Below are 12,891 nucleotides of genomic sequence, written 5' to 3' on the forward strand. Positions count from 1 at the left end.
CTACGCGCTATTTCCCAATCTCAAGCGCCTTCATCAACATCCCTTTTGAGGCATTCAACGCAGTGACGTTCGCCTCGTAGGAGCGTGTGGCGCCAATCAAGTCGACCATTTCTTTGAGCGGGTCAACGTTCGGCAGACGAACGTAGCCGTCAGCGCCCGCATCCGGGTGATCCGGATCATACACGAGTTTAAACGGCGCCGGATCGTCAGCGATTTCGCGCACCCGCACCCCGCTGCCGACCGCGCCGGTGCGCCCGAGGGCAGCCTGCAAATAACTCGAAAACTGTTCACCGCGCGGTTCGATCACGACGACTTTGCGGCGGTACGGCTCCCATTCCCCGTTGACAAAACGGGCTCGCGTCGTATCCACGTTGGCGATATTGGACGAGATCACATCCATGCGCAGCCGCTCGGCCGTCAAGGCCGAAGCCGAGATGTGCAGGCTTTGAAACATGGACACTGTCTATTTCCCTCCTTTAATGACCGTTTTTAACGTATTGAATTTGCCGTTTATCCGTTCAATGAGCGCATTGTAATAAATTTGGTTTTCTGCTAATTTTGACATTTCTTGATCAATGTCGACACTGTTGCCATTATGATTGTAACTGATATTTGCGTTCGTCGTCACGACAATTTTTCCATTTTGTTCGTTTCGAAACGGAAAATGGCTCGGATTCGTCCGTTTCGCCTCGAGCTGGAGCGCCCGGTCGAGCTCGGCCTGAAAGCGCACGTCTTTCGCCTTATAGCCCGGTGTATCGGCGTTGGCGATGTTGTCGGCAATCGCCTGCTGGCGGAGCGAGGCATAACGGAGTCCTTGTTCAAGCCAGTGGATCGTCGATGAAAACAGCGTCAATGGAATCCCCTCTTTTAGCCTATTTTTCGACAATTTCTGCTAGCTTTCATTTTACGGGAAGGAAAACCTGATGTATAGCCGGAACTTGGTACTATTTTTCACACCGTCGATGCGACGATGGAAGGAGTCAGCCTGGGCAAGCGCCGGCCAAAACAGAAAAAGCCCGCCAGGCGAAGATGCCTAGCAGGCGCCAATGGCTGATTGCATCAGCTCGATTTCAGTTTTTCAAGCTCAGTCAAAAACTTGTCGTTCAACACTTTAATGTATGTTCCTTTCATGCCGAGCGAACGCGATTCAATCACTCCGGCGCTCTCAAGCTTGCGCAGGGCGTTGACGATCACCGAGCGGGTGATGCCGACGCGGTCGGCGATTTTGCTGGCGACAAGCAGCCCTTCCGTCCCGTCAAGCTCTTCAAAAATATGTTCAATCGCCTCAAGTTCGCTGTAAGAAAGCGAGCTGATCGCCATTTGCACGACCGCCTTGCTGCGTGCCTCCTCTTCGATTTCCTCTGTTTTTTCGCGCAAAATCTCCATGCCGACAACCGTGGCCCCGTATTCGGCCAAAATGAGGTCGTCGTTGTCAAACTCGCGGTCAAGGCGCGACAAAATGAGCGTGCCGAGCCGTTCGCCCCCGCCGTTGATCGGGACAATCGTCGTCAAACCGGTTTTAAATAAGTCACGATTTTCCACTGGAAATGCCGTATATTCGCTATTAATATCGATGTTAGGAGACGTTTCCGTAATGTTGAACAAGTTTCTCGTATATTCTTCCGGAAACTGCCGCTCTTCAAGCATCCGTTTCATCCGCTCGTTTTCAATCGATTGTTTAATGGCAAATCCAAGCAGTTTGCCGCGGCGGCTGACAACGAACACGTTTGCTTCGATGACATCGCAAAGCGTTTCCGCCATTTCTTTGAAGTTGACCGGCCGCCCGGCTGCTTTTTGCAGCATGGCGTTAATTTTTCGCGTTTTCTCTAGCAAATTCATCGGTTCCATCTCCTCCTCATAAAATAAACTCGCTTAAATCTTTGTTTTTGACGATGCTGCCGAGTTTTTGTTCGACGTATTGCGGAGTGATGACGATCCGGTCAAGCCCAATATCCGGCGCCTCAAACAGCAAATCTTCGAGCAGCTTTTCCAAAATCGTATGGAGCCGGCGCGCGCCGATATTGTCGGTCGTCTGGTTCACTTCAAACGCCACTTCGGCAATCTTACGAATAGCATCGTCAGAAAATTCAAGATTTATACCTTCTGTCGCCAAAAGCGCCTGATATTGTTTAATAAGCGCGTTATTCGGCTCGACTAATATACTTACGAAATCGTCGACCGAAAGTTTCGCCAGTTCGACGCGAATCGGGAAACGGCCTTGCAGCTCAGGGATCAAATCCGACGGCTTCGCCATATGGAACGCGCCGGCGGCAATAAATAAAATATGATCCGTTTTGACCGGCCCGTATTTTGTCATGACGGTCGATCCTTCGACGATCGGCAAAATGTCGCGCTGCACCCCTTCGCGCGAGACGTCGGCCGAGCCGGACACCGCTCCGCTGCGGGCGATTTTGTCAATTTCGTCGATAAAAATGATGCCGGACTGCTCGGCAAGGCGGACCGCCTCTTGCGTCACTTCATCCATGTCGATCAGTTTTTGCGCTTCTTCATTGATGAGCACCTTGCGCGCCTCGCTCACCTTCAGACGCCGCTTTTTGCGCCGCTTCGGCATGAGGCTGCTTAACGCATCTTGCATGTTAACACCCATCTGTTCAATGCCCGCCCCTTGCAAAAAGTCAAACAGCATGGGCGGCTGCTCCTCGATTTCAATCGTCACCATCTCGTTTTCCAGTTGGCCGTTGGCGAGCTGCCAGGCGACTTGGCGCCGCTTTTGCTCCACCTGTTCATCGTCATGGCTATGGCCGTTGTCCGGTTGGCTCGCCTGACCGCCAAACAGCAGCTCGAGCGGGTTTTTGATCGTTTGCTTTTGTTTGCCGGGAACGAGCAACTCGACAAGCCGTTTATTCGCCTGCCGCTCAGCCCGGTCCTTCACCTCGCCCATTTTTCGTTCTTTCACGAGCCTGACCGACGTTTCCACTAAATCGCGCACCATCGATTCGACGTCGCGCCCAACGTAGCCGACTTCGGTAAATTTCGTCGCCTCGACTTTAATAAACGGCGCGCCGACGAGTTTGGCAAGCCGGCGGGCGATTTCTGTCTTCCCGACTCCGGTCGGGCCGATCATTAAAATGTTTTTCGGCATCACTTCATCGCGCAATTTTTCATCGAGCAAACTGCGGCGATACCGGTTGCGAAGCGCAATCGCCACCGCCTTTTTCGCCTCCTTTTGCCCGACGATAAACTGATCGAGCTTCTCGACAATTTGCCGTGGAGTCAATGTTTCCGCCATCATCGGCCTCCTCCTTTTTTACAGCTCTTCGACAATAATATGGCCGTTCGTATAGACGCAAATGTCAGCGGCAATCTCGAGCGCAGCTTTCGCAATCTCTTTGGCGGTCATCGAAGCGCCGGCATACTGTTTTAAGGCGCGCCCGGCAGCGAGCGCGTAATGGCCGCCCGAACCGATCGCGAGCATGCCGTCATCCGGCTCGATGACTTCACCGGTGCCGGAAATCAGCAATAAATGCTGGCCGTCCATGACAATCAACATCGCCTCAAGGCGGCGCAGCACTTTGTCGCTCCGCCACTCTTTCGCCAGCTCGACGGCCGCACGAGGCAAGTTGCCGTTGAACTGTTCAAGCTTGCCTTCAAACATCTCAAACAGCGTAAACGCATCGGCGACCGAGCCGGCAAAACCGGCGAGCACTTTGCCATGAAACAGACGCCGCACTTTCTTCGCCGTATGTTTCATGACAACCGCGTTGCCAAATGTCACTTGGCCGTCGCCGGCCATCGCCGCCCTGCCGTTATGGCGGATGGCGAAAATCGTCGTCGCATGAAAACCGTCCATTGTTCCCCCTCCTTGCCTGCAGGCTACGCCCGCGGATGGGCCTGCAAATAAATATGCCGCAGCCGATCTTTCGTCACATGCGTATACACTTGCGTTGATGATAAATGCGCGTGGCCAAGCAGTTCTTGCACGGAGCGAAGGTCGGCTCCTTCGTTGAGCAAATGGGTCGCAAACGTATGCCGCAGCACGTGCGGGCTGATGTTTTGCGTTAGCGCCGCCGTCTCAACGATGCGGTCCAAAATGTAGCGCACTCCCCGGGGCGTGAGCGGGTTGCCGCGGGCATTGACAAACAAATAGCGGTGGTCTGCCGGCAGCTTGCTTACGAGCTCGCGCCGTCCGCCGCCGATGTACCGTTCAAGCGCCTCCCTAGCCGGGCGGCCAAACGGAACGTAGCGTTGCTTGTTTCCTTTTCCGTGAATGAGCACGGTAGCCGCAGCGACATCAAGGTCAGACAGCCGAATGTGACAACATTCACTAACCCGAGCGCCAGTCGCGTACAGCAGCTCAAGCAGTGCTGCATTGCGCTGGCCGATGGCGGTATTTCCATCATTGACGCGAAACAGCGCTTCTAACTCTTCGCGATATAAAAAGTTGGGAATTTTTTGCTCTTTTTTCGGCAACGCCGCAAGGGCAAACGGATTTTCGGCCGCCCATCCTTCGCGCAGCAAAAACTTGTAAAAGCTGCGCAAGCTGGAAATTTTACGGGCGACCGAACGACTGGCAAGATGTTGCCCGTACAGTTTCGTCAAATATAAGCGAACGTCGCTGTAGGCCACTTCCTCGAGCCCGCTCATTCCTTCCTCGTTCATGAACTGAAGAAACTGCTCAATGTCGCGCCGGTAGCACGCAATAGTATATTGTGAATAATTTTTTTCGATTTGTAAATATTCCACGAACGATTGTAACGCAAGTTTCGCATTTTTCATCGCCTCACCCCGCAACGGCTACTACATCGTACCATACAATTCCGCATTGGCGCAACTATTTTTTATAAAATTCTGAATTGTATCCGATGCCTGCTCAAGCTTCTGGCTGTTCTTCATAGTCGCACGCCGTGCATTGCACTTGCACGCCCTTTTTCAGCTTTTTCTCGACAAGCAGTCCCCCGCACTTTGGGCACGGGCGGGCAAGCGGTTTATCCCATGAAACAAAGTCGCATTCCGGGAAGCGGTCGCAGCCGTAAAACACCCGCTTGCGCTTGCTGCTGCGCTCGACGATATTGCCTTCATGGCATTTTGGGCATTTGACGCCGATTTCTTTCACAATCGGCTTCGTATGGCGGCACTCCGGGAAATTCGAGCAGGCGATAAACTTGCCGAAGCGGCCCATTTTGTACACCATCGCGCTGCCGCACACGTCGCAGTCGATGCCGGCCGGCTCATCTTTAATTTCCACTTCGCGCATTTCTTCTTCAGCCACTTTCAGCCGCTTCTCAAACTCGCGGTAAAATTCATCGACGACTTTGATCCACTCCACTTTTCCTTCTTCAATTTCATCAAGCTCTTTTTCCATTTTCGCCGTAAACTCGACGTCGATAATCTCCGGAAAAAATTCTAACATCAGCTCGACGACAATTTCACCGAGCTCCGTCGGAACGAACCGCTTGTTTTCAAGAACGACATAGTTGCGCTTCTGGATCGTATCCAGCGTCGGCGCGTAAGTGGACGGACGGCCGATGCCGAGCTCTTCTAACGTTTTCACTAGGCGCGCTTCCGTATAGCGCGGCGGCGGCTGAGTAAAATGCTGCTTCGGCTCGATCGTTTCGCTTTCAACCGTCTCTCCTTCCTCGAGGTCAGGAAGCAGCCGGTCTTGTTCCTCCGTTTGATCATCCGTTCCCTCGATGTATACTTTCATAAATCCTGGAAATTTCACCTTCGAGCCGCTGGCGCGGAACAGCACTCCGTTGCTTTCGAGTTCGACACTCATCGTGTCGAGCACGGCCGCGGCCATTTGGCTGGCGATAAACCGTTCCCAAATGAGCTTATACAGCCGGAATTGGTCGCGCGTCAAATACGGCTTCACTTTATCGGGGTCGCGAAATGCCGATGTCGGGCGAATGGCTTCGTGGGCATCTTGGGCGTTCGTGCTTTTCTTTTCCTTTCGCTTTTCTTGGTTGACGTAGGAAGCGCCGAACGTCGCTTCGATATATGCCGCCGCCTCTTGTTGGGCTGTTTCGGCAATGCGCGTCGAGTCGGTGCGCATATACGTGATCAGCCCGACCGTCCCTTCACTGCCGAGGTCGATCCCTTCATACAGCTGCTGGGCGACCATCATCGTCTTTTTTGTGCGGAAATTCAGCTTGCGCGCGGCTTCCTGCTGAAGCGACGACGTTGTAAACGGCGGCACCGGGCTGCGCTTGCGCTCGCGTTTTGTCACCGTTTTCACCGTAAACGCCCGCCCCTTTAAACGGGCGAGCACTCCTTTTACGTCCGCTTCCGTTTTTAACTCGAGCTTTTCCCCATCAACGCCGTAAAACGAGGCGGCAAATATCTCCGTCCCTTTTTGAAACTTCGCTTGAATCGTCCAATATTCTTCCGGTTGAAATTGGCGGATTTCTTTTTCCCGGTCGGTGATGAGGCGCAGCGCGACCGATTGGACGCGGCCGGCGCTCAGCCCTTTTTTCACTTTTTTCCACAGGAGGGGGCTGATGTTATAGCCGACGAGGCGGTCGAGCACGCGCCGCGCCTGCTGGGCGTCGACGAGATTCATATTGATTGAGCGCGGTTGCTGAAACGATTGTTGAATAGCGTCTTTTGTAATTTCATGAAAGACGACGCGGCAATCGGAGTGAATATCGAGATCGAGCATGTTGGCCAAATGCCAGGCGATCGCCTCCCCTTCGCGGTCCGGGTCGGCAGCGAGAAACACTTTTTTCGCCTTTTTGGCCGCCGTTTTCAGCTCTTTAATCACCTGACCTTTGCCGCGGATTGTGATGTATTTCGGCGCATAGCCGTGATCTATATCAACGCCCATTTGGCTTTTTGGCAAATCGCGAACGTGGCCCATCGAAGCTTTGACCGTATATTTTTTTCCTAAGTACCGTTCGATCGTCTTCGCTTTCGTTGGCGATTCGACGATAACCAAGTAGTCTGACATCCATCTTCCACCCCTAGGAAGTAAATTGAAATCTTCATTATTATTAATGATTATTGCCGTGTTTGTCAAACATGATCATTGCACGTACGGGAATTCGACAGTAATGTCCGTTGCCTCCTGCACTAGTTTTGCCCCGTGCTGAATGAGCATATTCGGTCCGGCAGCCTCCGCCAAGTGGATCGGGCCGGGGACGGCGAACACTTCCCGCCCTTGCTCGAGCGCGTACGACGCCGTAATGAGCGACCCACTTTTCACTTTCGCCTGCACGACGAGCGTGCCGAGCGACAGCCCGCTAATGATGCGGTTGCGCGCCGGAAACTGCCACGTTTGCGGCTTCGTTGCCGGCGGATGTTCGGCGATGATGAGCTGCTCGTTCATGAGCCGCCGGGCGAAGGAGCGGTGCTCCCTCGGGTAAATATGGTTAAGCCCGCCGGCGATGACCGCGATCGTCGTTCCGCCGTGCCGTACGGCGAGCTGATGGGCGCAAACATCAATGCCAAAGGCAAGCCCGCTCACGATCGTCCAACCGGCGGCGACAAGCGGCGGCACCAGTTTTTCGAGCGCTTCGATTCCTTCTTTTGTCGGACTTCTCGTGCCGACGATGCTAATCAGCTTAGTTTCTCGAAGCAACCGTATATTTCCTTTCGCATACAGCACCCAAGGGGGATCGTATATATGCTTGAGCAGGGGGGGATAGTCAAGATCGAACACAGTGATGATGCGAATGCCTTGATCGCTATATGTTTTTACTACACTTTGCACGTCAATGGAATGCAAATCATGGAAAAAAGCAGCCCATTGGGCGCTGGGGAGTGGAACGAGCGGACGGAGGGCAGCGGGGGGCAAAGAAAATGGTGCAGACAAGGTCGGGTCAGCCTCAATCAAATAGCGGATCGTCTTCCATCCTGCTCCGCGGCAATGATGGAGATGGATGAGCCGGTCGCGGACCGTATCGTACATCGTATTCTCCTTTCTCGCAAAATGATAAACAGCACCCCGCACGCGATCGTGCGGGGCAGGAACATTAATGCGTTTTGCATTTTTCGTACAATCCGCGCTCTTTCAGGACGGAAATGAGCGTTTCGCCGATGACGGCCGGCGTCTCCGCCACTTTGATGCCGCACTCAGCCATTTTTTTGATTTTTTCCGCGGCTGTACCTTTGCCGCCGGAAATGATCGCGCCGGCATGGCCCATCCGTTTGCCCGGAGGCGCCGTTTGCCCGCCGATAAAGCCGACGACCGGCTTCGTCATATTCGCTTTCACCCATTCGGCCGCTTCTTCCTCAGCTGTGCCGCCGATTTCGCCGATCATAATGACCGCATACGTCTCCTCGTCCTCGTTAAACGCCTTCAGCACATCGATAAAGTTCGTGCCGTTGACCGGGTCGCCGCCGATGCCGACCGCTGTTGACTGGCCGATGCCGGCTTGCGTCAATTGATGGACCGCTTCGTACGTCAGTGTGCCGGAGCGCGAGACGATGCCGACATGCCCTTTTTTATGGATGTAGCCCGGCATAATGCCGATTTTGCACTCTTCCGGCGTAATGACGCCCGGGCAGTTCGGGCCGATCAAGCGTGTCTTTTTGCCTTCCATGTACCGTTTCACTTTCACCATATCAAGCACCGGAATGCCCTCGGTGATGCAGACGACGAGATCAAGCCCGGCGTCGACCGCTTCCATGATGGCATCAGCTGCAAACGCCGGCGGAACGTAAATAACCGAGGCGTTCGCCCCCGTTTTTTCGACCGCTTCCGAAACGGTGTCAAACACCGGCACGCCTTCGACTTCCGTGCCGCCTTTGCCTGGCGTGACCCCGCCGACAATGTTCGTTCCGTATTCAATCATCTGTTTTGTATGAAACAGCCCTTGCGAACCGGTAATCCCTTGTACGATTACTTTCGTGTCTTTATTGACAAAAACGCTCACGTGTCTCCCTCGCTTTCTTAACGTACTAGCTCGACGATTTTTTGCGCGCCGTCCGCCATCGATTCCGCCGCCGTAATGTTCAAGCCCGACTCTTGTAAAATCTTTTTCCCGAGCTCGACGTTCGTTCCTTCGAGGCGAACGACAAGCGGCAAAGTGAGGCCGACTTGCTTCGTCGCTGCGACGATGCCGCTCGCAATAACGTCGCATTTCATAATGCCGCCGAAAATATTGACGAAAATGCCTTTCACGTTCGGATCAGACAAAATGATTTTGAACGCTTCCGTCACTTTTTCCTCGCTGGCGCCGCCGCCGACATCGAGGAAGTTGGCCGGCTCGCCGCCGTAATATTTAATGATGTCCATCGTCGCCATCGCCAAGCCGGCGCCGTTGACCATGCAGCCGATGTTGCCGTCAAGAGCGATGTAGTTTAAATCATATTTCGACGCTTCGACTTCTTTCGGGTCTTCCTCGTCCAAATCACGGTATTCCAAAATATCCGGATGGCGATAAAGCGCGTTCGAGTCAAAGTTCAATTTCGCATCGAGCGCCATCACTTTGCCGTCGCCGGTGACAACAAGCGGGTTGATTTCCGCAATCGAGCAATCTTTATCGACAAACACTTGGTACAAGCCCATCATAAATTTCACCGCTTGGTTGACGAGCTGTTTCGGGATGTTGATGTTGAACGCCAGGCGGCGCGCTTGGAACGCTTGCAACCCGACCACCGGATCGACGTATTCTTTAAAAATTTTCTCCGGTGTTTTCGCCGCCACTTCTTCGATCTCCGTGCCGCCTTCTTCCGAACCCATTAAGACGACGCGCGAGGTGGCGCGGTCGACGACAAGTCCGATGTAATATTCTTTTTGGATGTCGCACCCTTCTTCAATAAGAAGCCGCTTAACTTCTTTCCCTTCCGGGCCGGTTTGGTGGGTGACGAGCACTTTGCCAAGCAATTCGCTGGCGTATGTACGAACTTCCTCTAAGCTTTTTGCCACTTTCACCCCGCCCGCCTTGCCGCGCCCGCCGGCATGAATTTGCGCCTTGACGACGCACACCGGCGTGCCGAGCGCTTTCGCCGCTTCGACCGCTTCATCGACCGTAAACGCGACGCGGCCGTTCGGAACGCTTACGCCATAGCTTCGCAAAATTTCTTTTGCTTGGTATTCATGAATGTTCATGCGCCAACCTCCTATGTATAAACTAAAAAAGTCTTAGCGCTTTCATTTTATACCTAACGTTTCTCAGTTGTCCACCGTTTCGCCGCAAAATTAAGAAATTGGGGAATAGGAAAATTATCCCTCCCCCAATGTCTCTTCTTTCACCGCCCGGTCGAGCTGATAAAGAAAGGCAAACAACTCCGCTACGAGGGCATACAGCCCTTCCGGGATCGCTTCATTGATCTCCACTTCGCTTAACAGCTCAACAAGCGACGGGTCTTTTCGCACCGGCACGCCGTGCTGCTCAGCTGCGGCGATGATCGCCTCGGCGATCTCCCCGCTTCCTTTTGCCTTGACGACCGGCGCCTCATCGACTGCCGCATCGTACGACAAAGCGACCGCTTTTTTCCGCTCTTCATTCATATGCGCCAATCCACCTCACTGTACTGGCCGGAAAACGGGAAACGAGACGGGGGCGGCGGTGCGGCATCCGTTGTTTTCACATCGACGCCCGAGAGCGTATAGCCGTGCGCCTGCAATCGCTCTTTCACAAGCGGGGCGAAACGGGCGGTGAGCGCCGGCAGCCGCGGGTCGCTGTGAAATATCGAAATGTGGACAATCCGCCGCTGGATGCGCACATCGACAACGATCTCCTGCAGCGCCTCAAGCGTTAAGCAGCAAACAATGCGGCTATAATCGTCATCAAGCCGTCCGTTAGGTGTCCGCTTCCCTTGACAGCAGACGGCAAAATCGCTCAAACGCGCGCCAAGCGGCAGCGGAAACGCAAGCCATACATGTTCGAGCGGCCCATCGCCCCCAGCGGTGATGGCCATTCCGTCCATCTGGGTGAGGAGCGCTTCGGCTGCCTGTTTCGCCTCCCTGTCCCCCGGCGCGCGGAGAAAGTGAAGAAGCAGCCTTTTCAACGATGGGGGTCCTGCCGGCAAAGCTCCCGCTTTCACGGCACGGGCGAGCGCCGCCTCGTCTTCAAGGCCGAGGCGTCCTGCGATCCGGCGCAGCCAGTGAAACAACGACAACGCCGGGTCGCTCGCAGCTCTGGCGGCTGCCCACAGCTTCGCTTCTGCTTCGGAAAGCCCCCCGTTTTTGCAGGCGGCATCCACAGCGGCAAACCGTGCGAAAAACGCTTCCTCATCAGCCAAGCCAAGCTGCCTGTACGCCTCGGCAAACTGCCGTTGCCGCACCGCCTCTTGAAGCGCTGAATGCCGATCCTCCGGCAGCGGGGCCAATCCGAGGCGGGCGAGAAGCGCACGCGCCGGCCCCGCTTCTTCCCCCTCGGTCGAAAGAAGCAAGTGCACAACCGTCTCATAGACGAACAGCGGTGGGGAAAGAAGCCGCTCGATCGCCCGTCCGAGCTCGGGCGCTGCCGGATGGGCGGAAAGTGCGGCGAGCGCCGCTTTCAGCTTAGCCAACCCGGAAGCGAGCGGCTCCCCTGTTTTTGCCGCCCATAATGCCCGAAACGCGGCCGCAGACGGCGGCAGACGGCGGCGGAACAAGTATGCGAGCATCTCTTCGGCATCGTCCGGCCGCTCTGTTTCCCTCACCGCCTCGGTCAGTTCCGCAATCTCCCCCTTCGTCACGGCCGCGCCCGCTTTGAACGCCTGGCGGAGCACCGGCAAGGCGGCGTCCGGCAGCTTCCACGTCTGCTGCCATCGACGCGCGGCGTCCTCGTCAGACAAAACAGACGCCCGCCCGGGGAAAGAGGCGGCTTTCCAATAAATCGTTCCCTCCTGTTGCTTGATTTCAAACAAGTACGTGCGCCCGGGGAGAAGCGGCGCCTCGAGGCGGGCGCGTACGAGCTGGCTGCCGACGCGAACGAACGCCACCCGTTCTCCGCTTTTCGTTTCCTCCACCTGCTCGATCCGGCCGACGACCGCCTGTCCGGGCTGAAACCGCTGGCTGAATGTTGCGTCACGGACAGCGGTCACTGGAACGGTTCGTTCCATCCGCTCTACCATTCGCTTCTCATCCTTTCATTCCGGCCTAACTTAGGCAGGGCATCCCTCTTCCATCCGCGCCGTCAAAACGCGCCTTGGCCGCTATGCTCGAACATTGAGCGCTTCCTTTACCGGGGCGAACGAGCGGCGGTGCTCGTCTGTCACGCCATAGCGGCGAATCGCCGCAAGATGTTCCGGCGTCCCGTAGCCCATATGGCGGGCAAAACCATATTGCGGATAGCGGCGATCGAGCTCATGCATCCACCGGTCGCGCGTCACTTTGGCGATGATGGACGCGGCAGCGATCGAGGCGCTATTGGCATCGCCTTTTACGAGGCGCTGCTGCGGCAGCGCACACGGCACGGTCATCGCATCGACAAGCAAATGCTCTGGCGGCGGCGAGAGCGCGGCGACCGCTTTGGCCATCGCTTGCCTTGTCGCCTCGTAAATGTTCCACTCATCAATTTCGGCCGCACTAACAATGCCGACGCCAATCGCCACGGCGCACACCCCAATTTGCGCAAACAGCGCCTCGCGCTTGGCTGGCGTCAGCCGTTTCGAATCATCAAGCCCCGGCAAGTAAGCGTCTTTCGGCAAAATGACGGCCGCGGCGACGACCGGGCCGGCCAGCGGTCCGCGCCCAGCCTCGTCAATGCCGGCAATCCGCTCGATGCCGGCGGCATATAATTCACGCTCATAGCGCATCAGCTCTTCCCAGCGCTGCCGCGCCGCTTCCTCCCGTTCCTTTTGCTTAACAAAGCGGGCCAGAAGCGCCTGCACGCTTTTTCGTTCATCGCGCTGCAGCATCTCCCAGCGCGGGTCGCTTTCTCCCCCGAGCTCTGGAAGCAGCGCTTCAATTTCTTTCACCGTATACTGTTTCATAATCCTCTCCCTTTTCTACTTATACTATCGGCTGCATTCCGACCGTTGTGAAGCGAAAAGTTCAAT

General features: G+C 55.3%; 13 protein-coding genes. All 13 read right to left on the bottom strand.

The annotated features are described in order from the left end of the window. Positions 1 to 7: 7 nt before the first annotated feature. The gene (flgC, locus tag IC803_RS11105) at positions 8 to 460 is read right to left on the bottom strand and encodes a flagellar basal body rod protein FlgC (RefSeq protein ID WP_081206865.1); all 453 of its coding nucleotides are present in this window, start codon (positions 458 to 460) and stop codon (positions 8 to 10) included. Between the two features lie 3 nt (positions 461 to 463). Next, on the bottom strand, positions 464 to 853 hold the full coding sequence (gene flgB / locus IC803_RS11110) for a flagellar basal body rod protein FlgB (RefSeq protein WP_081206864.1): 390 nt from the start codon (positions 851 to 853) through the stop codon (positions 464 to 466). Positions 854 to 1,059: 206 nt separating this feature from the next. Further along, positions 1,060 to 1,839, bottom strand: coding sequence for a GTP-sensing pleiotropic transcriptional regulator CodY (codY, locus tag IC803_RS11115; protein WP_063166303.1), 780 nt, complete (start codon positions 1,837 to 1,839; stop codon positions 1,060 to 1,062). A 16-nt stretch (positions 1,840 to 1,855) separates the two neighbouring features. Then, positions 1,856 to 3,250, bottom strand: a complete 1,395-nt coding sequence (gene hslU, locus IC803_RS11120) for an ATP-dependent protease ATPase subunit HslU (RefSeq protein ID WP_081207034.1) — start codon at positions 3,248 to 3,250, stop codon at positions 1,856 to 1,858. Positions 3,251 to 3,268: 18 nt separating this feature from the next. Further along, entirely contained in the window at positions 3,269 to 3,811 is a 543-nt protein-coding gene (hslV, locus tag IC803_RS11125; protein WP_081206863.1) for an ATP-dependent protease subunit HslV, read from the bottom strand. Between the two features lie 23 nt (positions 3,812 to 3,834). After that, a complete protein-coding gene (gene xerC / locus IC803_RS11130) occupies positions 3,835 to 4,737 on the bottom strand; it encodes a tyrosine recombinase XerC (protein WP_081206862.1) in 903 nt (300 codons plus the stop codon). Between the two features lie 94 nt (positions 4,738 to 4,831). Beyond that, entirely contained in the window at positions 4,832 to 6,907 is a 2,076-nt protein-coding gene (topA, locus tag IC803_RS11135; RefSeq protein WP_081206861.1) for a type I DNA topoisomerase, read from the bottom strand. A 75-nt stretch (positions 6,908 to 6,982) separates the two neighbouring features. After that, positions 6,983 to 7,867, bottom strand: coding sequence for a DNA-processing protein DprA (dprA, locus tag IC803_RS11140; RefSeq protein ID WP_081206860.1), 885 nt, complete (start codon positions 7,865 to 7,867; stop codon positions 6,983 to 6,985). A gap of 64 nt (positions 7,868 to 7,931) precedes the next feature. Continuing rightward, complete coding sequence (gene sucD / locus IC803_RS11145) at positions 7,932 to 8,834, bottom strand: succinate--CoA ligase subunit alpha (RefSeq protein WP_081206859.1); 903 nt, start codon at positions 8,832 to 8,834, stop codon at positions 7,932 to 7,934. Positions 8,835 to 8,851: 17 nt separating this feature from the next. Then, entirely contained in the window at positions 8,852 to 10,012 is a 1,161-nt protein-coding gene (gene sucC / locus IC803_RS11150; RefSeq protein WP_081206858.1) for an ADP-forming succinate--CoA ligase subunit beta, read from the bottom strand. A gap of 114 nt (positions 10,013 to 10,126) precedes the next feature. Continuing rightward, positions 10,127 to 10,414 carry an EscU/YscU/HrcU family type III secretion system export apparatus switch protein gene (locus IC803_RS11155; protein ID WP_081206857.1) on the bottom strand — a complete coding sequence of 96 codons (288 nt, stop codon included), beginning with the start codon at positions 10,412 to 10,414 and terminating at the stop codon, positions 10,127 to 10,129. Further along, positions 10,411 to 11,964 (bottom strand): cytosolic protein, encoded by a 1,554-nt coding sequence (locus IC803_RS11160; RefSeq protein WP_081206856.1) that lies wholly within the window; start codon positions 11,962 to 11,964, stop codon positions 10,411 to 10,413. Before IC803_RS11160 ends, IC803_RS11155 begins: the two co-directional genes overlap by 4 nt. Positions 11,965 to 12,045: 81 nt before the next feature. Beyond that, positions 12,046 to 12,825: a ribonuclease HII gene (locus tag IC803_RS11165; RefSeq protein ID WP_081206855.1), complete on the bottom strand. Its 780-nt coding sequence runs from the start codon at positions 12,823 to 12,825 to the stop codon at positions 12,046 to 12,048. Positions 12,826 to 12,891 lie beyond the last annotated feature (66 nt).

The organism is Geobacillus sp. 46C-IIa (genome assembly GCF_014679505.1).
Taxonomy (GTDB): domain Bacteria; phylum Bacillota; class Bacilli; order Bacillales; family Anoxybacillaceae; genus Geobacillus.